General features: G+C 46.0%; 18 protein-coding genes. 8 read left to right on the top strand and 10 right to left on the bottom strand.

Annotated elements, in window-relative coordinates; translation table 11 throughout:
- Positions 1-23: 23 nt before the first annotated feature.
- Entirely contained in the window at positions 24-386 is a 363-nt protein-coding gene (locus U2F10_RS02180) for a winged helix-turn-helix transcriptional regulator (RefSeq protein WP_499870461.1), read from the bottom strand.
- An 89-nt stretch (positions 387-475) separates the two neighbouring features.
- Here U2F10_RS02180 and U2F10_RS02175 point away from each other — a divergent pair, with 89 nt between their 5' ends.
- Entirely contained in the window at positions 476-1,186 is a 711-nt protein-coding gene (locus U2F10_RS02175) for a glutathione S-transferase family protein (protein WP_499870459.1), read from the top strand.
- A 28-nt stretch (positions 1,187-1,214) separates the two neighbouring features.
- Here the strand turns inward: U2F10_RS02175 and U2F10_RS02170 are convergent, their stop codons facing one another.
- The 8 genes from U2F10_RS02170 to U2F10_RS02135 form a co-directional block, all read right to left on the bottom strand.
- Positions 1,215-2,183, bottom strand: a complete 969-nt coding sequence (locus U2F10_RS02170) for a glycerophosphodiester phosphodiesterase family protein (protein ID WP_499870457.1) — start codon at positions 2,181-2,183, stop codon at positions 1,215-1,217.
- A gap of 56 nt (positions 2,184-2,239) precedes the next feature.
- A complete protein-coding gene (locus U2F10_RS02165; protein ID WP_163659303.1) occupies positions 2,240-2,734 on the bottom strand; it encodes a DUF5946 family protein in 495 nt (164 codons plus the stop codon).
- Positions 2,735-3,034: 300 nt separating this feature from the next.
- Positions 3,035-4,408, bottom strand: coding sequence for a hypothetical protein (locus tag U2F10_RS02160; protein WP_163659304.1), 1,374 nt, complete (start codon positions 4,406-4,408; stop codon positions 3,035-3,037).
- A gap of 550 nt (positions 4,409-4,958) precedes the next feature.
- On the bottom strand, positions 4,959-6,047 hold the full coding sequence (locus U2F10_RS02155; protein ID WP_499870455.1) for a chemotaxis protein CheW: 1,089 nt from the start codon (positions 6,045-6,047) through the stop codon (positions 4,959-4,961).
- Between the two features lie 9 nt (positions 6,048-6,056).
- A complete protein-coding gene (locus U2F10_RS02150) occupies positions 6,057-7,160 on the bottom strand; it encodes a CheR family methyltransferase (RefSeq protein WP_163659306.1) in 1,104 nt (367 codons plus the stop codon).
- Positions 7,161-7,197: 37 nt separating this feature from the next.
- Positions 7,198-8,271: a chemotaxis-specific protein-glutamate methyltransferase CheB gene (cheB, locus tag U2F10_RS02145; protein ID WP_163659307.1), complete on the bottom strand. Its 1,074-nt coding sequence runs from the start codon at positions 8,269-8,271 to the stop codon at positions 7,198-7,200.
- 23 nt (positions 8,272-8,294) lie between these two features.
- Complete coding sequence (locus tag U2F10_RS02140; RefSeq protein ID WP_499870454.1) at positions 8,295-11,366, bottom strand: hybrid sensor histidine kinase/response regulator; 3,072 nt, start codon at positions 11,364-11,366, stop codon at positions 8,295-8,297.
- Between the two features lie 91 nt (positions 11,367-11,457).
- Positions 11,458-13,344: a methyl-accepting chemotaxis protein gene (locus U2F10_RS02135; RefSeq protein WP_499870452.1), complete on the bottom strand. Its 1,887-nt coding sequence runs from the start codon at positions 13,342-13,344 to the stop codon at positions 11,458-11,460.
- Positions 13,345-14,464: 1,120 nt separating this feature from the next.
- Here U2F10_RS02135 and U2F10_RS02130 point away from each other — a divergent pair.
- The gene (locus U2F10_RS02130) at positions 14,465-15,706 is read left to right on the top strand and encodes a response regulator (RefSeq protein ID WP_499870450.1); all 1,242 of its coding nucleotides are present in this window, start codon (positions 14,465-14,467) and stop codon (positions 15,704-15,706) included.
- Between the two features lie 67 nt (positions 15,707-15,773).
- On the opposite strand, the gene U2F10_RS02125 is transcribed toward U2F10_RS02130, so the two are convergent.
- Positions 15,774-16,127: a response regulator gene (locus U2F10_RS02125; protein WP_163659311.1), complete on the bottom strand. Its 354-nt coding sequence runs from the start codon at positions 16,125-16,127 to the stop codon at positions 15,774-15,776.
- Positions 16,128-16,567: 440 nt separating this feature from the next.
- Here U2F10_RS02125 and U2F10_RS02120 point away from each other — a divergent pair, with 440 nt between their 5' ends.
- The 6 genes from U2F10_RS02120 to U2F10_RS02095 all read left to right on the top strand — a co-directional run bounded on the left by U2F10_RS02120 (position 16,568) and on the right by U2F10_RS02095 (position 26,200).
- A complete protein-coding gene (locus U2F10_RS02120) occupies positions 16,568-17,314 on the top strand; it encodes a hypothetical protein (RefSeq protein WP_163659312.1) in 747 nt (248 codons plus the stop codon).
- A 589-nt stretch (positions 17,315-17,903) separates the two neighbouring features.
- Positions 17,904-23,651, top strand: coding sequence for a choice-of-anchor I family protein (locus tag U2F10_RS02115; protein WP_499870448.1), 5,748 nt, complete (start codon positions 17,904-17,906; stop codon positions 23,649-23,651).
- Positions 23,652-24,330: 679 nt separating this feature from the next.
- Positions 24,331-24,819 (top strand): hypothetical protein, encoded by a 489-nt coding sequence (locus U2F10_RS02110; RefSeq protein WP_499870446.1) that lies wholly within the window; start codon positions 24,331-24,333, stop codon positions 24,817-24,819.
- 166 nt (positions 24,820-24,985) lie between these two features.
- The gene (locus U2F10_RS02105) at positions 24,986-25,459 is read left to right on the top strand and encodes a type II toxin-antitoxin system VapC family toxin (RefSeq protein WP_499870444.1); all 474 of its coding nucleotides are present in this window, start codon (positions 24,986-24,988) and stop codon (positions 25,457-25,459) included.
- A 3-nt stretch (positions 25,460-25,462) separates the two neighbouring features.
- Positions 25,463-25,690: a hypothetical protein gene (locus U2F10_RS02100; protein ID WP_499870443.1), complete on the top strand. Its 228-nt coding sequence runs from the start codon at positions 25,463-25,465 to the stop codon at positions 25,688-25,690.
- 48 nt (positions 25,691-25,738) lie between these two features.
- Complete coding sequence (locus tag U2F10_RS02095; protein WP_499866020.1) at positions 25,739-26,200, top strand: hypothetical protein; 462 nt, start codon at positions 25,739-25,741, stop codon at positions 26,198-26,200.
- The last annotated feature ends 263 nt before the right edge of the window (positions 26,201-26,463 follow it).

Below are 26,463 nucleotides of genomic sequence, written 5' to 3'. Positions count from 1 at the left end.
AACAAGCTATATTGAAATTTTGCTTAGAGATTGTTATCTTCTGACCATTTTTTTAACTCTTCTAGAAAGCCTAGGGCAGTACAACCAAACGTTGTGATTTCGTAAGCCACGGCAATGGGTCTTGTGTTGATTACCTGGCGTTTCACGAGTCCTGCGTCTTCCATCTCTTTAAGACGCTGGTTCACCATTTTCTTGCTAGCACCGCCAATCTGACGAGCGAGATCATTAAATCGCACGGGGCCATCTTTGAGATGCCAGAGAATTGAGCCTTTCCACTTTCCCCCTAAAACTCTCATTCCTCGTTCAATGGAGCAAGGCTCCAGGCAAGGCTCAACTGCCCGTTTACGACCATGACTATCGGTTTCAATTTCTATGGCCAAGCCCATGACTGGTTACTAAAAGTATACTGGTTGACTATCGTATCTTAGATTTGTACGGTATGCGTGTCTGGTTTTTATTCCTTAAAGGAACTCCCATGCACGATATTCATCTGTATACGGCTTCAACGATGAACGGTTGGAAGCCACTGATTTTTTTAGAAGAAGCAGAGGTTGGCTATGAACTAACGCCGATTGACTTTAGTCAAAAAGAACAGAAGTCTGATTGGTATATACGGCTGAATCCGAACGGACGTATTCCTACGATTGTGGACCGAAGTAATGATGATTTTGTTGTCTTTGAATCGGGGGCCATTCTCTGGTACTTAGCAGAGAAATATGGGAAGTTTTTGCCTGAGGATAGAAATTTGCGATCGCAAACCCTCCAATGGCTTATGTTTCAAATGAGCGGAATTGGTCCCATGATGGGGCAGGCCATGTATTTCCAGAGAATCGCCGAACCTCAAGGACATCGAGATGAGTTTGCCATCAACCGCTATGGGGCAGAGTCACGCAGACTGCTTGAAGTGTTAAACAACCAGCTTGACAATAAAGATTATCTTGTTGGTGATGACTTTAGCATCGCTGATATCGCTATTTACCCGTGGGCAAGATCTTATTATTGGGCCAAGGTTTCGGTAGATGGGTTAAACAATCTAAAAGCCTGGTTTGAACGCATCGATGCTCGACCCGCCACTCAGCGTGCCCTTGAGATTCCCAAGCCGTTTCCTGCCTTCTTTGGCAAGGGAGATGTGGCAACATCGGAAGCTGCTAATGCTGATCGTTTCAAAAGTGATGTTAATCAATGAAGTATGGCAAATTTAACCTTCGATGAAATTAGTCAGAAGAATTGATTGCATGAACGGCTGGACCAATTAAGTCAATCCGATCGGTCCAAATACCCCCCGCATAGGTTGCTGGTAAATCTTGAAGTCGCTCCGGATCATCAAAACCTTGGGAGAAGCCTTCGCCGTTATAGTCGCCAACTAGGAAAACCTTGGTGCCCACATTGTGCATGCGTTGCAGAAATCGGTTGGGCCAGCCCCATAACCAGGGGGCAACGTTGGCAGGGACCAGAAGCATGTTGCGATCGCACCTATCCGGTACCCACCCAGTCCAACCCAAAGCTACATAGCGAATCAAACATTGTTTTAGTCGACGTGGCCACAGCGTCCGAATCGTGGGAAATTGTTCACGAATAATGCTAGTCGGCTGGTCTGCACCATACACCATAAATTGTGCCTGACGTTCAGGAGGTAGCATCGCTAATCGCTCAGCTAAAAGCTCACCCTCCTTTGGATCCTGGCTTTTCACGTTAATAACAAAATTACGATCAGGAAAAGCATTGAACACCTCTTCCAGTGACGGCATCATACCAACACCTCGTCCACGAAATGGATAGGTTTTTCCGCCATCGACGGTATACCCATAACCAATGTCAAGGGCCTGTAGACTATCTAGAGTTTGCTCACGGGTAACACCAGCACCATTAGTACGACAGTCAATGGTCCAATCGTGAAATACAGCAAAGTGCCCATCAGTCGTTGGGTGAACATCCAACTCAACGATGTCAGCGCCATAGTCAAACGCCGCTTTCATCGACGGCAGCGTATTTTCAAGATAGTCATGGGGCACGGGTAACATCCGCGCAGCAGTGCACGTATCATTGGTTAACCCCTGGCGATCATAGCCCTGACTCAACCCACGATGGGCCACCAATATCGGAGAAAGACCAATGGGTTTCACCCAAAAAGAAGCATTACTAAAATAGAGAAAACCGATGGCTGCCATGAGCATGATAGCCATTAGCTTCCAAAAATTACGCCGTTTCCTGACCATAAATGAACAACACCCAATTGTCATTACATGCTTGTTTCCAGTAATGCCTGAACAACAGGATGAAAGTCCTGCCATTGATTAAAGACATCCTCTGCCCACTGGTTTACCAGCTCACAATGCTGGGTGGCATTCTCCGCTCGCAGAATGTCATTAATTGTTAAATGACCTAAACAATCGGGCGGCTCTAACCAGACAAACTGATCTTTGTGTTGAACCACCTTTACCTTTATGTTAGAAAGCTCGCCAGCCGAAACATCTAACTTAAAATAGGCATATAGACTCGATAAATGAACATTTAACGAGCTGATGGTCTGACGACTTGGTTGACCTGGATGTTGAATCGAATAGGTGTCTACCGTCAGATCATGAACGGCCCAATAGGCAAAATCAGAATACTCGCGGGCAAGCACTTCGCCATACATTGCCCAGCACCCCGGTGTGGATAACAGATAGCTGTGGGTAGCCCCATCAATATCGTCTGTTTCAGCCCCACAGGAGAAACACTTGATCAATGCCATAGCCACGATTCCCATACTTGATCGGGACACCCATCAGTATAGCCATAGCTTTAAAGATGTTGTAATTGCTCAACTCGGTTGCAAGAGAAATAAGGGATATGCTCAAAAATAAAGTCCCCCATAAAAGATTGTCGTAAAAGGTCTAAGGTTCTAGTTTTTAGGTCTGCCTTCCAGTCACTTGGATGAGGCTAAATGGCCTAGTCCCTAACACCGAACACCTATCACCTGACACTACCGGGGATTTTATTTATTCACAGATCCCTTAACACTTATCTACTTAACCAAGAAGACCCAACCTACTTAAACCTCTCCCATATCTACCGTATAGTGTCCCACCAGCGTGATTCTCTCATAGGACATCGGATACACATGCAAAAGATTGGGATTCTCCTGGTCTCGGTGTAGTACAACACCATTGAGACCAATATCGATGCGATAATCAACGACCCGATCATCACCATCAAGCACCATAGCCATAAATGGATGTTCCGTTGGATTGATCCGCTTTAAATCTTCATAGTCTTGCGTAAAGGGTGTCCCAAAGCCTAAAGGTCTATAAATGCCATCACTATAGTCTTCAGGAGCTAGCTGAGGAATTGCGTCCATATCCAATCCAGTTAAGATCAGCTTGCGCGTACCTTCACTGCCATTGAATACAATCTCCACCTCCTTGAGAGGTTCAGTGGCTAAGGGGGAGTCAATTTCCCGCCCGATTACTTTATCGAGAGTTTCAATTTGGCTATAGTCAGACCCCCACAGCCGGTTTTCATCATAGGTACCAGGGGGCACAAAGCTATGAAACTGTAGATCCGAACTGCGGAGATCTGCCCAAGTAGTCCCAACGATTTCGCCAACAATCAGGTTTGACTTTTTATCTTGTTCTCCAAGGGCCATAATTTCTGCATCAGCTAAATCGGTAGCCGTGATCTCCGACTCTTTGACCACATCTCGAAAAGCACCTAAATCAAGCTGCATGCCTTTAAGGAAACCAAATTTTGGCCAAGCCTCCAGATTGCGTGCCTGTGACCAATAGCTAACAGGGTTAAGATCCGAAACGATATCGGCATAAGCACCCCGAGGGAAATCGAAATATCCCTGATAAATAGTTTCCTGACCCGACGGTGTTTCAGCGTAGATTGCCAGTTCCCAGTAACTTGCGCCCAAACAATTATTGGTGAGGCCAATTGACAATTGATCAGCGCTGTAACCACCTAATCCACCCGGAATATCAATGTGTTCAGAGCCAGCAGCAAATATCACCCGCTGGCGATTAAACTCACGTTCGGTCAAAAACCATCGTCTCAATGCAGGGTTATTCTTAGCAAACTCTGGCACTTGGGGAATAAGCCGGCTGAGATCGATATTACGTAGATTAAGGGTTGTTTCTCCATCAGGACCAACAATGTCAAATGTGACATCTGTTTGATAATTATCGCCAACCTGAAAACCAATAGTTGAGCCGACAAAGGTGGAATCTTCGGCTGGCGTTTGGAGCGCCATCTGCTCAATATTCTTATTGCTATAACGACTAATAAACAACAAGAATCCTGAACCTGAAATAATTGCGGGGACTAAAAACCATAAAAGAAAATTTTTCTTACGGGGCAAAATCTCTTTGGAATGAGACGATTTATCAGACAGAATTTGCTCTTGATCTTGGGGCAAAAGAGTCATGGTAGAGCTGAGATTTGTACGTGTACATAAGCGATATTACTTAATATTTATAGAATTTTCTTGATCTAAGACCACATGAAATTTATTACAAAGGGACCCCCTGTTGAAATTACTTAGATAATTCCGCCTTAAGCTTGTCAAAAAAAGACGATTTTTTTCAGTAATATTCCGTATTTTAAAGTTTTTTTAGTAAAAAAACATACTTTAGACTACGCAAAAAACATGGAATCATTAACAATATTATTTTTTTGTAATTTTGAAGCTTATTTATCCTGTTGTTAGCAAAACCCCTGGAAATACGTTGTTATTTTTCTTTTTTCGATAAAAACAAATGCTTTTTTGTACGTATACATACCTGTCTATATGTCTGTATATCTATACAATTTGCGGTATAGTTACGGTGTAATACTGATAATGAAGTTTGTGATTTTTATTGTGTTTAAATAATGAAAAAGAATCCACATTTATAATACTAAATACCTATTATTATAAATGTAATTGATACTAATTCCCTGCAAAAATAGCCTTTAAGAAAGTATTTAGAGCATTTTTAGAAGGATTCGCTGACTATAAGTTCGCTAACGTCTAAAAGCTTGGGTAAATCCAGTATTTGTATAATCTGATCCCCATAAGGCACTTGTCCTTGAGCATAGTCACTGCCCATAATTTGAGCATTATCAGTGACTTCTTGAATATCGCTTAAAGTTGCAGAAAATAGTGCATCACGAATCTCTTCTACAACAATAGCTATAAGACTGTCCTGATACTCTACAACAATAGCTTTAGGCAATCTTTGTAACGCCTTTAGGGGCAACCCTAAGGACTGAGTAATATCGATCACAACTAAAACTTTGCCTCGTAAATTGATAGCCCCAATAATGTGTTTTGGACAGCAAGGAACAGGAGTTGCCTGGCTGATAGTGATAAATTCTCGCACCAGATTGGAGTCAATACCAAAAAGATTATCACCTAAAGAGACGACGATTAAGGCTCTAGACTCCGTAATTGCGCTTTTCTCATCAAGTGACTGCCTCAGGTTTTTAGCCCGCTGATGAAAGATTGCTCGATCCTCAGGAGTGACCGCAGGTGCAAATGTTGTTATAGAAGTATCATCTAATAACTGTGTTTCAGAAAGTGCTTTCTCAGGTTGAGCGCGATAAAAATCATCGGCTAAAGAGCGAGTAACAGAGATGACCTGCTGGATTTCCCCAGTTTTGAACCAGGTTTGGGGAGAGTTTAAGATCAAAATATCGCTTTCATCTGTGACCATGCCTGAGAAAAATCTTTTTAGGTTAAGATTGGATTCCTCTTGTTGTTTATCCATATCAGCTTTGATATCTGATGCAGATAATTCTTTAATTCCTTGGACTGAGTTCACAATGATGCCTATGTTTAAATCTGCCTGTTGGAGAACAATAATGCTGTCGCTCAGATGATAATGTCGCGGTTGGGACTCACTATTAACTTGGAGGTCAACAATAGGTAAGGTGTCCCCGCGTCGATCAAGGACTCCAATGACACCCAGGGGTGCATTCGGAATGAGTACAAGCTCCGGTAAAGCAAATACTTCCTCAACGTAAGCTGTGTCCACTGCGGCTTGACACTGATTGATTTCAAAAAGGCAATAGGATGTTTCCATAATTGTTCTCTAATCGATTTCCTTTGAAGCTTGTTCGTACTGCTGAATAATTTCAGCAGCTGTGAGATTCCCAAATTTGGCGATTCTAGTGTCTCCAGGAAGTTGTCGAAGAAGATTGAGGGCTGTTTTTTGCATTTGCAGGCTAACATCTTCCAGGGAATCATCTAGAACCTGAAGTCTATCCTCAGTTATGACCGTTGCCTGTGGGAGCTGTTGCTGGGGCAGAGCTAATGATTCGCTGGCTATGGGTTTGATAACCGTATCTGCTGGCCGCTGGTAAGTAATAGATTCTTCAAACATTTTGACCCAAAACTTATCAGGATTTTGACTGTGAAGCTCAGTGTGTCCCACCAGGAGATAACCCAAGGGAGCAAGCGCATTATGGAATTTATCTAACGCCGTTTTGACAGCTGCGTCACTAAAGTAAATAAAGACATTGCGACACAATATTAAATCCATATCTCTGAAATAACAGAATGGATTTAAAGATGAGTTATCGAGTAGGTTGCCAATTTGAAAGCTGACCATAGTTTTGATGTCATCGCTAATATGATACTGATTGTTTGCTTGTCTAAAAAAACGTTTCTGAATCTCTGGATCAATTCCCCGAAAAGACCAGGGACGATAGAGTCCTTTGCTGGCTTTCTCCAGTGCTACCGAGTTAATGTCTACTCCTAAAATTGTCAGATCCCAGTCCTTGATATTTGGGATTAAATCGTAAAGCAGCATGGCGATGGAATAGGGCTCCTCACCCGTTGAACAACCGGCACTGCAAATACGAATTGTTTTTGTCTGAGCCTTACGTTTAAGTAAATCTGGAAAAATATGATTTCTTAATAAATTAAACTGCCCTTTATCTCGAAAAAAGAAACTCTCGGTATTCGTGATTGCTGTGGTTAAACTGCCCCACTCCTGCTGACTTTTGTATGTCTCGGTGGCCAGTAATCGATAATAGGCTGTTATGGAATCTGAACCTATGATCTTAGCCCTGCGGGTAATCGTTTCTTTGAAGACTGCCTGATCGTTTTCTCTAATAATGATGCCAGTGCGCTTGACAATCAGCTGGATAAAAGCTTGAGTCAGCTCTGGACTTAAGGGCTCTATGGATGACACAGTGGGTTTTTACTCTGAATTTTAAGATAAGGACTAATTATTGGAGTTCGAGCGAAAACTGTTGAACAACTCTTAAAACGGTCGGCCCAATAGCCTGGATGGGTAAAACCTGTTGGGCTGCCCCCAGGTCAATGGCTTCTTTAGGCATCCCAAACACAATGGACGTTGCTTCATCTTGGGCAATAGTTAGCCCCCCTGCATCGGTGATAGCTTTCATTCCATCTGCACCATCACATCCCATTCCTGTTAATAAAATTCCAATGGCTCTACGTCCATAAAATTGGGCAATTGATTTAAATAAGGTAGTCACAGAAGGACAATGTCCATTGACCAGAGGTGATTTTGAGTGAATAAATCGGCCTTGATGATCAATCTCTAGGTGTTGACGCTCGGGTGGAAAATAAATGTTGCCAGGTTTAGGGCGTTCTCCGGCTGGGGCGATCTGGATTGAGAGGTGACAGGATTCATCCAGCCAGTCTATCAGTCCCTGTAAAAATCCAAGGCTGATATGCTGCACACAGACTATCGGTAGGGGGAAATCTGCAGGTAGCGATGTTAATATCTGCTGTAATGCCAGGGGACCACCGGTGGAAGAGCCCACTGCTAAAATTTTGGGTCTGCTACTTAGTTTTATGGATGAGGCGATTTGATTATGACGGAGCAATGCCTGATGAGGCTTAGATTTTTGTTGTTTTTTCTTAAAAACTTTGACACCAGATAGTATCTTTATTTTATCAATCAGAGCTTGCTTAAGTCGTATATTGTCGCTGTCTAATCCAGCTTTTGGTTTAGGTAAAATGTCCACTGCTCCAGCCTCTAGCAGTTGAAAAATACGATGAGTATCTTCTTCTTCTTGCACTGAAGCACTGACCACAAGTATAGGTAGTGGGTAGCGCAGCATGACCTGGGATGTGAATTCAAGACCATTCATATGGGGCATGAAAAAATCGGTGCAAATCACATCGGGACGTGTGTCAGGAATAAGGTGTAATCCTTCCAGTCCAGTTCGTGCTGTCCCCACAATTTCAATATCAGGTGAGGAACTGAGAATTTTTTTGAGAATTGCCAGGGCAACGGGAGAGTCTTCAACAACTAGAACACGAATAGACATCAGGCGCTAAGAATAAATAGGTACTAAATAAGTTTTGCTAAGGTTTCTAAAAGGGCCTCCTGATTAAATCGACCTTTAAGAATATAGGCACTTGCCCCTGCATCTGCACCGCGCTGGCGATCAGCAGCCGAGTCTAACGTGGTTACTAGAATAATGGGTAAATTTTCAAATTTTTGGTGCTGACGAATTTTGGTGGCCAGGGAAAACCCATCAAGGTAGGGCATTTCTACATCAGAGACAACGGCATCAAATGTGCCACTCTGGAGAGTGTTGTAACCTTCGAGACCATTGTTAGCTGTAACGACGACATAGCCAGCACCCTCAAACAATCGTTTTTCCTGAATTCGAACAGGCGGTGAATCCTCCACTAAGAGAATGACAGGTTTTCTCTGGGTGTTTGATTTAGTTATAGTGAGTGTTTCAGATCGCGACTGTTGCTGTACCGACTTAAGTAGGTCTGGCGCATTGAGAATCATACAGATTTCTCCTGAACCCAAGACGGTCGTCCCAGAAACATTGCGCACCCGCTTGAGTAGCTTACCCAAAGGTTGGCTCACCACCTCCTGTTGACTAATCAATCGATCGATAAAGAAACCGACGTGATCATTACCAGCATTGAGGATCATACAAGGTCGGGTATCATCAGAACTTAAGCCTGGTTGAGCAACCCAATCGTAGATGGGAGAGTTAGATAGCTCTAAAACATCGGTTAAATTGGCCACTGGAATAGCCTGGTCACCTAACATAATTGTGTATTCTCCATCGCTGGCCAGAATTTGCTGAGGAGAGATCAGTAGGGTTGTTTTTAGAAACTCAATGGGTGCAGCAAACATCATGCCCTGGGTTTCCACTAGCACCACATTGGCTGTACTTAGAGCTGTGCTAAGTTGTAGGCGAAACGTGGTGCCTTGCCCGAGGGTAGATTCGATCTGAATATTTCCTTTGAGTTTTTCGACCTGGTTGCGGACAATATCTAACCCGACACCTCTACCAGAGATTTCAGTAATAAAGCTACGGGTTGAAAAACCAGGTGCCAGAATTAGCCGTTGAATTTGGCTTGTAGACATGGTGTCCAGTTCATCTGAGCTATAGAGTTTCCGTCGAACAGCGGTTTGTTTGATTTTTTCTAAATCTAGGCCTCTACCATCGTCTGTGATTTCAATGATTAGACTCATAGCCGTTTGATAAGCTTTGAGCCGTAGGGTAGCCACAACGGGTTTACCTAGGGTTTCGCGTTCGGCTGAGGGTTCAATCCCGTGGTCGATGGCATTGCGCACAAGATGCATAAGGGAGTCTTTGATGCCTTCTAATAGCCGCTTGTCACCGGTGGATTCTGCCCCTTCAATGGTGAGATTGATGGTTTTAGACTGTTGTTTGGCTAGATCACGAACGACACGCTGTAGGGGTTGAAAGAGGGTGGATAAGGGCAGCAGCTGTAGTTTACGAACCTGATTTCTTAACTCTTCGGAGACCAGCTCAAGCTTAGTGCTGTTGCTTTGCAGGGTAGATCTCAAGTTTAAGATCAGGGTTTCTAAGCGATCTTCATAGGACTGGCCTGGGACAGCCTGCGGTTTATTTTTGTTGGCTTGCCATTCTTCCCAAAGCGTCATTAGCTGATCAGTTTGGGTCGAGGTTTGGGCGATTTGAATACGGGTGACGGCTAACTCTTCTGCTTGGGTCGTTAAGCTATCAAGATCGCGCAGTTGAACCCGAATGGTTTCAGTTTGGGGGGTGTCTTTATTGCCAGCTGGGTTGGCTGGGGTGAGTTCCAGCGTTGGCAGCGCGTTGGTGTCGACGTCGGTTAGGGTTGCAACATCGGTAGGAATGTCAACGCCTGTGGGAATAGCGGCTGGCGGTAGAATTCTGGTAAGGGTTTCCAGGAGCTGTTCGGTGTCGACGTTGGTGGGTATACCCGTGACGGCTTCATGGGCCAAATCAGCGATCGCATCTAGACCTGCATACAAGTGATCGCTGACCACCGCATCCAGCAACAGAGCCTGATTTTGAATACCACCCAAAATGTCCTCCACCCGATGGGTAAGGGCTTCTATCGATTCAAGGCCTGCACTTCTGGCATCCCCTTTCAGACTATGGGCCTCCCGTAACAATACCGATAAAGACTCCTGATCGTCAGGAGTCTGCTCTAAATTTAGAAGATTGGACTCTAGTACTTGCAGTCGTTCTGCCGTAGTCGTTTGATAAATCTGTCGCAGTTCAGGGTCAGCGATCAAATTGGCGCTGACGATCGCATCAGGTGCAGGGAGTGGTGTGGCTGGCACCTCGAACCCTTCTGTCACCTCATCTAACCGTTCAAACACTTGAGATAACACTACCTGGCTGGGTTCACCGGTCGTGGCTTCGTGGATCAGCTGACTGATGGCATCTAACGCATCTTCCAAACAACTGCCAATGTGAGCGGTAAAGGAGATGGTTTGACGCTGAATATTGTTGACAATCTCTTCAATAACTTCGACAAGATCGGCAATCTCGTCCAGTTCAGTCGCCCTAGAGTCACCTTTGAGACTATGGGTTTCCCGTCGCATTAGCTCCAGGGTGGTGGCATCATCCGGACTGTGCCCTAGCTGTTGAAGGCTAGCTTTTAAGGCTTGCAGACGATCATGACTGGTTATCCGATAGATCTCTCGCAGCTCATCATCGTCGATGTAAAGAGTTTTGACCGTGGGGTCTAAGCCAGGGGCTGGTGTAATAGTGGTTGAGGCTACAACCGCCTTGAGAAAATCCAGGGTCTGATTATAATCTATATCAATGGAGTCACCCGTAACCGCCTCGTGCACCAGTTGACCAATGGCATAAATACCCTGATAAAAGCAATCGCTGATATCCGGGGTAAACTCAGCCTGTTGTTGCAGGGCTTTGATTAACTCCTCTAGTTCCTGAGCCAGGATCGCAACAGCATCTAGACCAATGACTTTGGAGTCGCCCTTAAGACTGTGAAATTCTCGCCGCGAATCTTCGAGAATAATTGAATTATGGGGATCTTCTGTTAACTGTAGCAGACTAACTTCCAGGGTGTTGAGTCGCTGTGTGCTGGTTTCTTGATAGAGGCTGCGCAGTTCTGCATCTTGGATCATCATGCGTTTGAGTCATCGGGTTAGAGATTACGGTGAATTCGCCTGGTTCGGCAAACTCCCTGGCTCAGCCAGGGAGCCATGATGCAGTCAGGGCCTAGATGATCTTTTCCAGGTCTAGAGCGGCCTCATTTAGCTGATCTGTACCTACTTTGGTTTGGTTCAAACCACCAGCCGTTTCCTGAGCACCCCGGTTAATCAGTTCCATCGCGTGGACAACCTGTTTGATGGCATCTACCTGCTGTTTGAGGTTCAGTGACACTTGCTGGTTATTGATCACCACCTGATTGACCGAGTCCTGGATTTGATTGAAGGCTGATTCTGTGCGCTTGGCGATTTCCACACCTGTTTTCACAGTTTTGGTACCTTCCTCTGTCACCATGACGGTTTCATTAATTGCTTTTTGAATGTCAGACACCAGGTTGTTGATTTTGTCAGCTGATTGCTGGCTTTGGTCTGCCAGCTTACGAATTTCGTTGGCAACGACAGCAAATCCCTTACCATGTTCTCCTGCTCGGACGGCTTCAACCGATGAGTTAAGCGCAAGCATATTGGTTTGGTTGGCAAAGTCAATCACCAGTTGGGAGATATTACTAATTTGATCCGCCTGGCTACTAAGATTAACAATTTGCTCTGCGATCTCATCTACCTTCTGCTCCAGACTAAACATCCCCTCCAAGCTGGCATTCAATGAATTCGCCCCTTCTTCCGAGGCCGAAAAAGCCAGTTTTGCGGCTTCAACGGCGGCACTTGCCTGTTCAGCCGCGTGACGAGAAGACGCTTCTAGCTCGTCCATCGTGGTGGTCGTTTCATTCACCGAAACAGCCTGCTGGTTAGCAATCCGTTCTTGCTGGGCCACAGTGGAGGCCATTTCCTGGGTAGACGTAGCAATGTTAGAAGATACTTTTTCGAGCACCAATACTAACTGCCGTCCACGCCAAATCGCAAACGGAATCACCAGCCCCAGAGATAACACAACGGTTAAACCTGCGAAAAGTTTGAATGAGTTAACCGAGGCAAATACTTCGCTACGGGGTACTTTTGCGATCGCAGTCAGTGCATAGGCTCGATCTGGATTAGGCACAAACCGTTTATAAGCAATAATGTGTTGATCCAGGTTAATAATGCCCGATTCACTGGACAGGATTTGTTCCGCCAGCTCTGGGGAATAATCAGTTGCCAGGGTTTCCTCTTTACCCAAGTCAAAGCCCCACAACTTTTCAGAGTCTGGGTGAGCGAGAAAATAACCCTCTTGGTTAACTAGCTGTAGCTCCTCGTCCTGCAGTTCCTCTGAATCACTCAGAAACTCTAAAAACTTATTGGCAAATACATTGGAAATGATAATTCCCCGCTGCTGACCGGATGCATCTACCACAGGCGTAGCATAGCGAATAACCGGTTTAAAGGGGACTTCAATCTCTCCCTGTTCCTGGTTGAGATTCACGGGTGATGTATAAACGCTACCGGGTGATAACGAGACCGTCTCAGTAAAATAACCCCGGTCCCCTTTATTCTGCAACTGAGACCTCGGAATGGGAGTCACTGAAGTACCATCAGAATCTACCCGCACCAGCTCTTCGCCAGACTCATCAATATACCGCAGCTGCATATATTGAGGCTTCTCCTCCATGATGCTCTGAAAGACATCCTGTAGACGACCAGCCCATTCATCATAGGAAGAATTATCTTGAGGATCGGTACCACCGTTGGCACGGGCACGGATCATCCCCTGAACTGGAGGCAGCTTACTCAGAAACAGAACATCCTCATTGAGCCCTGTCAAAAAAGTACTAATTTCATCAGTAGTTTCCTGCGCCTCTTCCTGTAGTAACTCGGTCGCATTGTTGCCTAAGGTATTACTGGCAGAGGTTGTACCCAATAGTCCAACGACTGAGGCTGGAATTGCTGCGCTCAAGATAATCAGAAGTAGAAGCTGCTGCTGGATTTTAAGTTTTTGGAAGCTGCCAAAGATGTTTGCAAACATGGTGAGTGCTCTTCTGAGATTAAGAAACTAAAAATTAGACGAAAACTGAGAATGAGGTGCAAAGAATGAGGAGACGCTGCAATTTCGCTGATTCAATGCATATTTGAGACTTCAGCCAATATTGTTGCCTATCCCATTAAGTGAATCTATCAACTTTAATTAGACACACCAAAACATGACTTCCTAATGAGTCAGAATCAGGATAGATATCAAAAAAAAAATAAAAAATAAAAAATAAAACTCAGGCACCATCAGAACAATTAAAACATGAAAGATTTCTCATCTAAAAAATCTATAAAAGCAACCCAAAAATAAAAATTTTCTCATTTATGGGAGCACCTAAAAACGAAAGTTTTTTGTATCTGATCTAACTGTTTTATTTATCCAAGAATAAGAACTATATTTGACTATTAATCCTCTAAAAAAGCCAAAATTAAGCTATAGTTTTAGCAGCTCAGAGAGGGATAATGAAAGATATATGTTCATAACAAAGAACACCAGAAGCCCTCTATTTCAATTGGTTGCAGCTACCTTTCTAGACAAAAGTCTAGTACCTATCTCTACAAAGGATGGCAAATCACCTTTATTCAAAGGATCTAGCAATTTGTATAGACAAAAGTCTAATAGTTATTTCCATTGAAAACCATTAGAAATTCTCTATAACTCACTGCGAAACTGAAAAGTATATTCGTGATTTGGGCTGATTTACTACATCTTTAAAAAAGTTGCTGATAGGATTAAAGTTCAAGCAAGACAGGTGCTTTACCTGGCCAAAAACGATTAGCTTTGAAAATATTACTAATTATCAGTGGAGTGATATTAGTCCGATTGATCTCTAGAATTTATCATCAAAGCCATCATTGGTTAATTGTTAATTCGCATTAAGCTTTTGTTTTTAGTGCGAGATACTTTATTTGAGTTGGCTATAATCCTCTCTTACGTGGATGGTTTGTTGGTTAAACACTATTCATAGTCTTATTTATATTATTGATACTTTTTGGTTAAAGGACTGCCAATGCATTCCCCTTAACCACTATCCCAGCGTGTATTCATCTCAATCGAGAAGCGCTTAAAATCAGGAGCTTCTTGGCAATCATCGCACCCTTAAATACTGTTACCGATGGAAATTACAGAGCTGACTCAGCTGTTAAAGCTTCCCAACACAAACTTGGATGGATACTTGATTTTCAGCAATCAACAGTTGAGCTGGAAGCTCACCGTTATCCAAGGACAATTGCTCTACGCTGTGGATAATACACATGTTGTTCGACGCTGGAACAGAAACTTTGAAAAGTATTGTCCTAACGTGAGTTGGGCTAATACAGAAATACACCCCTCAACGGATGAGCCCTGGCAGATGCAGTGGCTAGATTTTGGAGTGAGTCAAAAACATTTAAGTTTGATTCGCGCCAAACTAATGATTCGTGCAATTATCCAAGAATGCTTATTTGAGTTAAGCCTGTGTAAGTTTCTCCAACATCACTGGCAGCCAAGCAAATTGTCACTGTCCCAAGTATCTCGAAGTCTGGCGCTATCCACTTGGGAAACCAAGATGACGCATCGTACAGTTCAAAACCTGCGACAGCAATGGCAGGCAACAGGATTAATGGGGCTTAACCCTAGCCTATCTCCTGTCCTGAAAACGTTTGTAGAACCACAAATATTGCAATTGCCCCAACAATATTTCACTGGTCGAAACACACTGTGGGATATTGCCGTAAAGCTTGATAAGTCCATTGTCGAGGTCACCCAGCATCTACTGCCCCTGATTAAGAATCAGGCATTAGAATTAAGGACTATACCTGACTTACCACTATCCAAAGCTAAACTCTCCATATCGCAGTCCTCAAAGACGTCAACTCGTTCAACAACGTCACCTGTATCCCGTAAATCAAGAACATTTTCGGCGTCGACCATTTCAGCAAAACTGGAAAAACCTGTCTCATCATTTATTGAGTCTGCACCGGCTCCCCAAGCCACAGATGACCAACCTCTAATTGCCTGCATTGATGACAGTCCTGTGCTGGCTCACAGTCTCAAAAAAATATTGGCTACGGCTGGCTATCGCACGTTGATTATTCAAGAACCCATGCAGGGTTTTTCTCAGCTGATTGAGCATGTACCTAGATTAATACTGTTGGATGTCATGCTACCCAACGCTGATGGCTATAATATATGTCGATTCTTAAGAGACACACCCACCTTTAAAAACACACCGATTATTATTCTGACTGGGCGCAGTAGACCCGTTGATCGGGCGCGGGCCAGTATGGCCGGTGCAACAGAATTCTTGGTGAAACCACCAGAGCCTAACGAACTGCTCAGTATGATTCGTAAATATCTCCAACCATTATCGAATTAGGGATGGGGTAATGGGGTGATTATTTAAATGAGGTGCCCTAACAGTTGAACCTATCGGCGACTATTTCTTAGAGGTGAGCACGAACGTAGCGTAAAAGCTCGCTAAATCTAAACGGTTTGGTGATGTAATCACTGGCTCCCAATGATAGGGATTGTTGTCGATCATTATCACTGTCTCGTGCTGTTATGACAATGATCGGTGTCTGCACCCCTTGAGAGCGAGTTGCACTAAGAACCGACAGACCATCCAGGTCAGGTAACCCTAAATCTAACAAAATGAGGTCAAAATTGTTTGAAGTGGCTAGCGATAGAGCTTGAACACCGCTTTGGGCCGTATATATTTCATACCCAGCCCGGCGAAACCCTTTTGTTAGAAAGGCTGTAATTTGAGGCTCATCTTCGACAATCAGGATAGTTGCCACTGTGTATTAAGGCTGTAGTAAATTACTACTTCATTACAGCAGACGGTGAAAGGCTCGGGCAACAAACTTAGATGTATTCAGTACTTGGGCGGTATTTATGGGATAAAAAGCTTAGAAAGACGGAACCACAGGAAATGATGGTTCAAACTATATGCTGAATGTGAATTATTTAAATAGCCCTTGTGTTTTTGATCAAAAAATGTTTAAGAACATGGGGTTGTACGGCCATACCCATAGAGTAATCAAGATTCCGAGCTCTAAAATTTGACTTGACAGTCTGTTGGGAATGCTAGTGTGGGCAAAATTTTTATATTGTTAGTGACGATACGTTTCTTTGGGGAATTTTGCGTCAGTAGGGCCGGAGCTTCCCAGAAAATGCTCGGCACACATTGAAAGATGTCAATAGTCAATATTGTTTTGTTTGGTGCCCAAGACTTGAGATGAAGAATAGTCAGAGAACATGGCGATTTGCCCCTAATGTATTGCAATCACTGATTGTGGCTATTTTATGCATTGGCTTGGCTAGTGTGTCAGCCATGGGAGCGCGAATGCCTGCTTCGTTCCCACTACACTCTTCTAACGGAGGAGATGGGCAATCTAGTTTGGAATCTTCTTCTGAATCATCTCAGTCGTCATCCGACGTTAGGCTGATTGCCCGTGCTTTGCCTGGTGTCTATGCGGTGCCATCAACCTGCTCAGTCCCGATCATTCCTTCAATCATTACTGAAGAGGAAATTCAATTACGGCAGTATCAGACTGATTTTGCTAAATATATAGAGGAGCAAGCAGAGTTAGATCGCCAGGCAGCCCTAACTGCTAAACGGGATGTACTGTCGATTGAAAAATTTCGACTTGATTGCGAAATCATGGTGCTGCACGCTAAGCAGTTGCTGGAAGCAAAGGATATGGCATTACCTCTTTCTGAACCAACGGTAACCTCTCAGGAAGTTGCATTTCGGAAACGCCAGTTTCAAATTGCTAAGGAAATTGACAATGACGAAATCATTGCCCATGAGGCTGGTGTTGCATCTCTAAATCGAGTCTGGACTGCCAGACGTGAGCGCATAGATGCCGAAATTTTACTGCTCCAAGCTACGGTTCAGCAGGAAGCGCAGGATAGACAACGTGATTCTGCCATTAATCGAGAGCTAACTACAGATGACATCAATGGGGCTGAGGTTGAGTAGTCTTTAGCGTGTCTGATGGTGGTGATCGCAAACAGGAATGCCCCCGTATGTACTCAATGGTACCCATGGTGTTCTCTCCCTGGGGGTACCATTGCGAGAATATTCAATATTAATCTGAATTATTTCTGGGTACCACATTCAAGCTTCGCAACATCATATTTAAACCAAAAAGAAATGATTGATTAAAAAAGTTTCTGTAAACTTCACCGTTCTATGGGGATTGTTTCCTCCGACGATAACGTTTCCATAAACCCATCTTTACCTGGAAGCATTACTTTGTCTGTCGGGCTAGCGTTTACTACTGCTTGGGGGACACGGTTCTACTGAACTGTTATACGGAGCTAGTTATGCTCATCGCGTTGCCTGCTTTTAAAGTCAGGCTTCCTGTTTATCATGCCAAGTTTTATTCCTATCCGACGGGTACTGCTGATGAGGCTTGGGTGCAAGGTATAACTGCCCTGACAATGAGATCCTTCGTTCAAACGTAACAACAGTCGCCCGCCATGGGGAGCAGCTCATCAGCCTATCTTCTCCCCTGGGGCCATGGAAATGTAGTCCGCTAGCAATTATTTAATTTCTGGGAGAAACCATGACGGATTTTTTAGAGAGAATTGGTAGTTTTACCAGTGATATTGGTGCTGAGATTGCGGCCTTTGATTCAGCTACCAATGCTGTGTTCATGGTGAGTGGTGATACTGAAGTACAGTTGCTGAGCCTGGCTGACCCCCATAACCCTGATCTGCTTAGTGTGTTAGATGTTGCGGATTTTATTCCTAACATTGATGGGGTAAACAGTGTCGCGGTTGCCAATGGGGTGGTTGCGATCGCAGTTAGTGCTGACCCCCAAACCGACCCTGGTTTTGTCGCGGTTGCCGACATCGACGCTGTGATCGCGGGTGAGCCTAACGCATTCCAGGTTGTGCAGGTGGGGGCTTTGCCCGACAACGTTGTCTTTAGCCCTGATGGGACCAAGCTGCTGACCGCCAACGAAGGCGAGCCCGATAACGGTGTGGACCCCAACGGGTCCATTAGCATTATTGACATATCCGGTGGCTTGACCGGTATTTCTCAGGCAAGTGTCACCACTGTTGGGTTTGAAGCCTTCAACGGTCGTGAGAACGACCTACGGGCTGATGGTGTGCGCATCTTTCCCGATGCCACAGTTGCTCAGGATCTTGAACCCGAGTATGTGGCGGTTTCTCCCGATGGCACCCAGGCATTTGTCACACTGCAAGAAAACAATGCCCTGGCTGTGATCAATCTGGCAACGAATGAAGTTGAGGGGATTGTTCCCCTGGGGCTTAAGGACTTTAGTCAGGTAGGCTTAGATGCTAGCGATCGCGATGGCGGCATCAACATCGATACCGAACCTGTGTTTGGCATGTACATGCCAGACTCCATTGCCTCCTTTGAGGTGAATGGTCAAACCTTCTACATCACCGCTAATGAAGGTGATGACCGGGGAGATGCAGACGAAGATGCCCGTGGCGATGCGATCCGTGTGGGTGATTTAGGTGACGTTACCTCCTTTGGCCGTAGTGGATTGTCCCTCGACGAGCGCTTTGATCCAGCCATCGCTGACGACGAAAATCTGGGCCGCCTAACAATTTCCTCCATCGACGGCGACATTGATGGCGATGGCGACATCGATCAGCTGTTCTCCTACGGGGCTCGCTCTTTCTCCATCTGGGATGACAATGGCAACCAGGTGTTTGACAGCGGTAGCCAGATTGCTGAGATTACGGCTGAACTGACTCCCGATCTGTTTAATGCCAACGATGGTGACCCCGCTGAGGTTGACAACCGCTCTGACAACAAGGGGGCTGAGCCTGAGGCAGTTACGGTGGGCGAAATTGGTGGTCGTCCCTTTGCTTTTGTGGGTCTAGAGCGGGCTGGCGGGGGTGTGTTGGTGTATGACCTGAGCGATCCCACCAACCCTGAATTTGTGCAGTATGCCCGCAGTGATGAGGATATTGCCCCTGAGGGTTTGACCTTCATCTCGGCAGAAGACAGCCCCACCGGTCAGCCGTTGCTAACAATTGCCAACGAAGAGTCCAATACCTTCGCAGTGTATGAAACTAATGTGCAGGCTGCTACCATCTCTGAGATTCAGGGTGCAAGTCATGTCTCTCCGTTAGAAGGTGAGTTGGTACAAACCGAAGGTATTGTCACAGCCGTTGACTTCCGTGGCTTCTATGTGCAATCTGCTGTTGATGATGGCAACGATGCCACATCCGAAGGCTTGTTTATCTCCACTAGCGGCAGTCCCACCGTTAGCATTGGGGACGAGGTGCGTCTGTTTGGTGAAGTCAGTGAAGTGGTTTCTCGCACCAACGAACTCTCTACTACCCAGCTCATTGATCCAGATGTGGTCATCCTCTCCTCTGGAAATGATTTACCAGAAGCCACGGTGATTGGTGAAAGCGGCCGAGTTGCGCCCAGTGAAATTGTCATCAATGATGATGAACTACCGGTCAACCTACAGGAACCCGGTGGCAACTTTGACCCCGATGAAGATGCCATTGACTTTTACGAGAGTTTAGAGGGCATGCGCGTTACGGTTGAGGATGCAGTGGCTGTATCTCCCACCCGGGTATTTGGTAGATTCTCTGCTGAGGCGGTTACCTTACCTAACCAGGGTGCAGGCGTCACTCCTGAAGATGGTTTGACTGCGCGGGGCAGCATTAATCTCAACTCTGGTCCTGATAATACAGGCGATCAAAATCCCGAGCGGGTGCAGATTCAGTTTAATCCCAACCTGTTGCCTGAGGGCTTTGATACTCCTGCTCTCACCGTGGGCGATCAGCTGGGTGATGTGACCGGTGTTGTTGGCTATAGCTTTGGCAACTTTGAGGTAAATGTTACCGAAGAGTTTGACATTACCCCCAGCGGTCTAGAGCAGGAGGTTACTGATCTGGTAGGTGGCGACAATGATCTCACTGTTGCTAGCTACAATGTGCTCAACCTGGCCGCCGACGGTACTGATACAGCACAGTTTGAACTGCTGGGTCAGCAGGTGGTTAACAATCTCAATAGTCCTGACATTATTGCTTTGCAAGAGATTCAGGATGACAGCGGTGTGACCAATGACGGCACCGTGGATGCGACGTCCACATTACAGGCTTTGGTGGATGCGATCGCAGCTGCTGGCGGTCCCACCTACGAGTTCTTCGACGTGGCTCCAGAAGATGGCACCCAGGGCGGCGTTCCCGGTGGCAACATCCGCAACGCTTACCTGTACAACCCCGACCGGGTCACCCTAGACTCCTTTGCCACTATCGATCAAGCCCCTGCCTTTGATGGCACTCGCCTGCCACTGGTGGCCAACTTTGAGTTTAACGGCAATCTGGTGACCGTGGTCAATAATCACCTCACCTCTCGCTTTGGTTCTTCTCCTGTTTACGGCGGACCTCAACCCTTTGTACAAGCAGGCGAAGAAGAACGCGAAGCCCAAGCTCAGGCTCTCAACGATTTTGTAGACAACATTGTGGCCACCAATCCCGATGCCAAGGTAATTGTGTTGGGCGACCTCAATACCTTTGAGTTCACCAACGACCTGGCTGAGATTCTGCCCGGTACTGGCGATGAGCGAGTGCTAACCAACCTGGTGGATCAAGCTGTTGCCGATGATGATGCCTACACCTTTATCTTTGATGGCAACAGTCAGGTTCTGGACCACATATTTGTCACCGACTCGTTGTTAGACGGAGCCGAATTCGACATCGTGCATGTCAATAACGACTTCCCCCGCGATGACAACGGTGCACAGTTTACTGACACTGTTGTGGCTAGTGACCATGAACCTTTAGTAGCAAGATTTACCTTAGAAGAAACTGTGACTGCACCCTCTACCTTTACCCTACAGCTACTCCATGCAGCGGACCAAGAAGCTGGCATTCCTGCTTTAGAAGATGCCCCCCGATTCTCCGCCGTCCTTAACGCCCTGCGGGATGACTTTGATAACACCATTACCCTGTCATCCGGTGATGCCATTATTCCTGGCTTGTTCTTCTCCGCCAGTGAAGAGGCTTTTGGCGGTGCCGGTCGTGCTGACATTCTGATTCAGAATGAACTCGGATTTGAGGCCATCGCCTTTGGTAACCATGAGTTTGACCTGGATACCGACCTGGTGCGCGACCTGATTGCCGGTGCTGAAGATGACCCCACGACACCAGACGTAGATGAGTCATTTGAGGGTGCTCTGTTCCCCTATCTCAGCTCCAACCTGGACTTCAGCACCGATGAAAATCTGGCAGACCTGGTAGTCCCCGACGATCAGGCTCCTGAGCCCAACAGCATCGCAGCCACCACGGTGATTGACGTGGGGGGTGAACAGATTGGCGTTGTCGGTGCCACCACCCCCACCATCAACAATGTGAATGTTCGCATCTCTAATCCTGGTGATGTGACTGTTTTACCCCAGCCGTTTGATGGTGTACCTACGTCTGAGCAGCTGGATGCCCTAGCAGCAGAGATCCAGCAAGACGTGGATGAGATGCTGGCCCTCAACCCTGGGTTGAACAAGGTGATTGTTCTCTCTCACATGCAACAAATTGGCATTGAGCAAGAGCTGGCCACGCGTCTAAGTAATGTGGACGTAATTGTTGCCGGTGGGTCTAACACCCGTCTGTTTGATGAAAACGACCGTCCCCGTGATGGTGACACTGACCAGGGCACTTACCCCATTTTCACCACCGATGCTGATGGTAATCCCGTCGCCATTGTCAATACCGATGGCAACTACAAGTATGTGGGTCGTTTGGTGATTGACTTTGATGAGAATGGCATCATTATCCCTGAAAGCTATGACTCTGAGGTGAGCGGTGCCTATGCCACTGATGAACAGGGTGTGGCTGATCTGAATGCAGAGAACTTGGTGGATCCTGACATTCAGGAGATTGTCGATGCCCTGGAAGAGGTGATTGTTGCTAAGGAAAGCAATGTCTTTGGGGTTAGCGATGTGTACCTCAACGGTGTGCGGGGGAGCGTACGCACCCAAGAAACTAATTTGGGTAATCTGACGGCGGATGCAAATCTTGCGATCGCAAAAGAAACTGATTCCGATGTCGTTATCTCCATCAAGAACGGTGGCGGTATCCGTGATGACATCGGTCGCGTCGTTGTTCCCGCCGGTGGCACTGGTGAGCCAGAGCTGCTACCCAACGAAGAGATTCCTGGAGTGAAACCCGAAGGTGGCATTTCTGAAAACGACATTGTCAATAGCCTGCGGTTTAACAATGGCCTTACCCTGTTGACAATTACCGCCGAAGAATTGCTTGCCGTTATCGAACACGGTATTGCCGCCAGCAGCCCCGATGACAGCAATACCCAAGGACGCTTCCCCCAGGTAAGTGGTTTAGAATTTAGCTTTGACCTGACAGCTGACCCCAATGACCGGGTACAATCTCTAGTTGTTCTTGACGAAGACGGCAACGACGCCGATGTGATTGTTCAAAATGGTGAACTGGTGGGTGACCCCAGCCGCACCTTCCGCATGGTTACCCTTAACTTCCTAGCAGGCGGTGGCGATGGTTATCCCTTCCCTGACCGCGATGTAGTCCAGCTAGCCCAAGAAGACGATGCGGCCCGTACCGGTGCGGCCACATTTGCCCCCGATGGTTCTGAGCAAGATGCATTGGCAGAATATCTAGCCGCCAACTTTGGCACAGAGGAGACTGCCTTTAACAATGCGGATGCTGGTCGAGAAGAGGATACTCGCATCCAGAACCTGGCCTTCCGTGAGGATACCGTTATTGATGGCGGTAGCAATGGCGGCGGTAATGGCGGTGTTGAGCCTGATGCCGATGTTGTCGGTACCGACGCAGCTGATACCCTCGCAGGTGGTGAGGGTGACCAAACTATTAGTGGTGGCGATGGTGATGACATTCTTCGCGGTGACCTCAACAACCGCTATCCCCAGGGCCGTAGAGGTGGCGATGATGCCATCTTTGGCGGTGCCGGCAATGACCGTATCGGCGGTAAGGGCGGTGACGACCTGCTGTTTGGGGATGAAGGGGATGACCTGATCTGGGGTGACGACGGCGATGACCTGCTCCATGGCGGCGTCGGCAACGACACTCTCACTGGCGATAACTTCTCCGGTGGTCAAGGTAGTGATACCTTTGCCTTTGCAGTGGGTCACGGCACTGACACCATTACTGACTTTGAAGTGGGTACCGACTTTATTGGTCTGCTGGGAGATTTAAGCTTTGGAGCCATCACCCAGACAGTGCAAGGCAATGATTTGTTGTTAAGCACGGGGGGTGAGAATCTAGCTGTGGTTCAGAACGTAACAACTTTATTGGATGAGACGTCCTTTACTCAGCTAATTGCTTAATGCTCTATTAGCAGGCATTCAGGGTGGTTGGTTTAAGCGATAGCATCTTCTACCGCAAACCGATCGTCCCGAGTGCCTGCAAGGAGTGACTTAAAAACAGGTTGATGCGCGAGGCAATGACGCATCAACCTGTTTTTATAAGCGTCCCCTTCGACTCCGCTCATTGAAGTGTTGGCTAACTCTATTGGAGATACTATGCGTTAGGCTTGCCCATGCCCATAGGGTTATAGCAACGGTATAACGGTCAAAACAGCGGCTGCCTAGCCGTATAAATCCCGTAGGTAGGTACAACTGTCAAATGTGACGTATGAGCACCTATCCACCATACTTAACTGTCAAATGTGACGGATAACACCCTGTTTTCCCGAAGTTATACGTCAAGAGTTGCATATAAGTTCTGTAAATAAGGGTGTTATTACCTAAAACTGACGGATAAGATCCGGAAATATGGATCTTATCCGTCAGATCTGACGCTGAATATATAGTTGAATCGTAGCGGAGATAGTACAATTGTATTACATACTAGAATATTGGCTGCTACGACCCAACTCTTCGTTCCAACTGATAGGGTAGAAGAGAGGTTTTGCTCTAATTCTAATGTTTCCGGTTATCGAGACAACTAAAAGCTGTTAGTTTGGAAACAGTTGAACTTCGTAATTAGACCTTCATAAGAAACGATATGACACTCGAAGATTTCCGAAAGATTACTCAACAGAGGTCTTGGGAATCTTATGCGAAACAATTGTTGCAAGAGCTAAAGCCTTCAGCAGAGATAAGTCGAGTGTTTGGTACCTATTGGATAGAAGCAGGTCATCGAATTCGGGAACAACTTGGAGACGATCAAGCGTTAGTCCATCTATTGCGACATATGCTTTTGCCTTATGAAGGTATTGCAGTTATGCTTTATCGGGGCGAAAATTTAGCAAGATGGGAAGATCGCTCTGTAGGATTCGCTTGGACATCTAATGTGGAAGTTGCACGTATGTTCGGCAGAGGGCTCAATGCAATTAGCTCGGGAGGCGTTTTGCTTGAGGGATCTTTTCCGCCTGAGGCAATCATCAGCGGCCCAAATGATCATAGTTTATGGCTAGGTGAAGAGCAGTTCACCATTGATCCTTTCCATGAGACCATTCTGCGCCCGATCGAATTTTTTCCGCCCATTTCTTGAGTACCAGTTTTTGAGTTCAAGCTATCAAAACCTGAAATCTACTCCCTTGTCACAGAGGATTGTCTTCAGCAACCGCTGAACTAAATTTTAGACAAACGCTACTTCGCTCAGGTTAGCTGTAATGGGTAAAATGAAGGGCGCTCCAGCAAACCAATATTCGTAATTTATGAGCGAATCCGTATACATTGAAACCAGTATTCTAGGATACCTAACAGCTAGATCCACCAGAGATTTAATCATCGCTGCGAATATAGAGTTGACCAGGGATTGGTGGAATGCTCGTCGAAAGGATTTTACGCTATATATCTCGCAAGCAGTCCTGATGGAAACGGCTCAGGGGGATTCTGAAATAGCAGCTCAGCGTCTCGAAATTGCTAATGATTTTCCATTGCTCGATCTCAATGCAGATGTTGAGGCATTGGCGGTCCAGTTTTTATCACGTAGCAACCTTCCTTCAAAGGCTGATGTGGACGCAATTCACATTGCCGTAGCTACGGTTCACGGCATGGATTATTTGCTAACGTGGAATTGTAAGCACATTGCCAACGCCCAAATTCAAAGCAAGCTTGCTGAGATTAGTCTAGACTTTGGCTACCAGCTACCACTCATCTGTACCCCTTACGAGTTGCTAGGAGAATGATTCATGTGGCAGGACAAAATTGTAGAAGCAATTCATGAAATTCGTCAGCGCTACTCCAGGGCTTTTGATCATGACTTAAAAGCCATTTTTTCAGAGCTGAGAAAGCAGCAAGATGAAAGCGGTAGAAAAGTTGTGAATTTATCTCGGCAAAAGAGTCTAACAACACGTTGGAGCGGACGGTCGCCAAGTATTGTGAGTGATGCAAAAAATATTGGCCACCGCTCAACGTAGCCGTTATTCGGCTAAAGAGTGGGTAGTGTTAATCACAATTCGAGGCACATGAAATACTCATTTGAATCTTTGCCGCGCCTCACAATTGAGGACGCTCACAACCTGCTTGCGAAACATAGCTTCACCCACGAGGACTTGGACGATCCTGAAATGGCGAACGGGTTCTTAGGTTCACTCCGCCCGTACCGAGGCTCATTGAATCAAGACGCATTCCTAGAAATCATGGCATGCCTCAAGGCAATCGGACCGGGATTGTCAACCAAAGAACAGGTTCAACGCAAAACAATCAGCAACCTTTGGGGCATTTGCCATTTGGCTCGCGATTGGGCAACTCATCCGGACGGAATGCTTCGACGCAATAACTTGATCTCAGATGCCGATGTTGCAACCATCTCTCAATGGATCGACTGTATTTCGTACGCTACGATGATGTTCTTGGACTGCCAAGACCCAAAAGAGGCATTCGCACAGTTTGAGGACTACTTCGCCACGCAAGGAAACGCCGGATAACAAAATATTGCACCCGAGTCGCGAAGTCGGGTCGTTTTTTAATGGGCAATCACTTGTCGCGACCGGATCATCGCAGGCGTTAGCTGTCACTGCTGAGCTTGTGCTTAGGGCAGCCATGGGTGCTGTTATCGCTGGCTAAACATATGCCTCCTAGGGGTATAGATCTTCTTTAGATGATTTGATAGTTTGAGGCTGTGTTAATCACAGTATCAAGCTTATGCTTTTAGGCTGTCGCATAGTTGAAATGCTGCATAAATGCATTT

Source organism: Leptothoe sp. EHU-05/26/07-4, from assembly GCF_043421015.1.
GTDB classification, from domain to species: Bacteria; Cyanobacteriota; Cyanobacteriia; order Phormidesmidales; family Phormidesmidaceae; genus Leptothoe; species Leptothoe turfae.
The sequence above is the reverse complement of the archived record's forward strand: the minus strand, read 5'-3'. Positions and strand labels throughout refer to the sequence as shown.

Excerpts from the sequence above, each read along its gene's own strand:
- U2F10_RS02105 (WP_499870444.1), top strand. The coding sequence starts at position 24,986 with ATGAGCGAATCCGTATACATTGAAACCAGTATTCTAGGATACCTAACA.
- cheB (WP_163659307.1), bottom strand. The coding sequence starts at position 8,271 with ATGTCTATTCGTGTTCTAGTTGTTGAAGACTCTCCCGTTGCCCTGGCA.
- U2F10_RS02100 (WP_499870443.1), top strand. The coding sequence starts at position 25,463 with ATGTGGCAGGACAAAATTGTAGAAGCAATTCATGAAATTCGTCAGCGC.
- U2F10_RS02110 (WP_499870446.1), top strand. The coding sequence starts at position 24,331 with ATGACACTCGAAGATTTCCGAAAGATTACTCAACAGAGGTCTTGGGAA.
- U2F10_RS02140 (WP_499870454.1), bottom strand. The coding sequence starts at position 11,366 with ATGATGATCCAAGATGCAGAACTGCGCAGCCTCTATCAAGAAACCAGC.
- U2F10_RS02175 (WP_499870459.1), top strand. The coding sequence starts at position 476 with ATGCACGATATTCATCTGTATACGGCTTCAACGATGAACGGTTGGAAG.
- U2F10_RS02095 (WP_499866020.1), top strand. The coding sequence starts at position 25,739 with ATGAAATACTCATTTGAATCTTTGCCGCGCCTCACAATTGAGGACGCT.
- U2F10_RS02115 (WP_499870448.1), top strand. The coding sequence starts at position 17,904 with ATGACGGATTTTTTAGAGAGAATTGGTAGTTTTACCAGTGATATTGGT.
- U2F10_RS02155 (WP_499870455.1), bottom strand. The coding sequence starts at position 6,047 with ATGGAAACATCCTATTGCCTTTTTGAAATCAATCAGTGTCAAGCCGCA.
- U2F10_RS02120 (WP_163659312.1), top strand. The coding sequence starts at position 16,568 with ATGAAGAATAGTCAGAGAACATGGCGATTTGCCCCTAATGTATTGCAA.
- U2F10_RS02130 (WP_499870450.1), top strand. The coding sequence starts at position 14,465 with ATGGAAATTACAGAGCTGACTCAGCTGTTAAAGCTTCCCAACACAAAC.
- U2F10_RS02165 (WP_163659303.1), bottom strand. The coding sequence starts at position 2,734 with ATGGCATTGATCAAGTGTTTCTCCTGTGGGGCTGAAACAGACGATATT.
- U2F10_RS02170 (WP_499870457.1), bottom strand. The coding sequence starts at position 2,183 with ATGGCTATCATGCTCATGGCAGCCATCGGTTTTCTCTATTTTAGTAAT.
- U2F10_RS02160 (WP_163659304.1), bottom strand. The coding sequence starts at position 4,408 with ATGACTCTTTTGCCCCAAGATCAAGAGCAAATTCTGTCTGATAAATCG.
- U2F10_RS02180 (WP_499870461.1), bottom strand. The coding sequence starts at position 386 with ATGGGCTTGGCCATAGAAATTGAAACCGATAGTCATGGTCGTAAACGG.
- U2F10_RS02135 (WP_499870452.1), bottom strand. The coding sequence starts at position 13,344 with ATGTTTGCAAACATCTTTGGCAGCTTCCAAAAACTTAAAATCCAGCAG.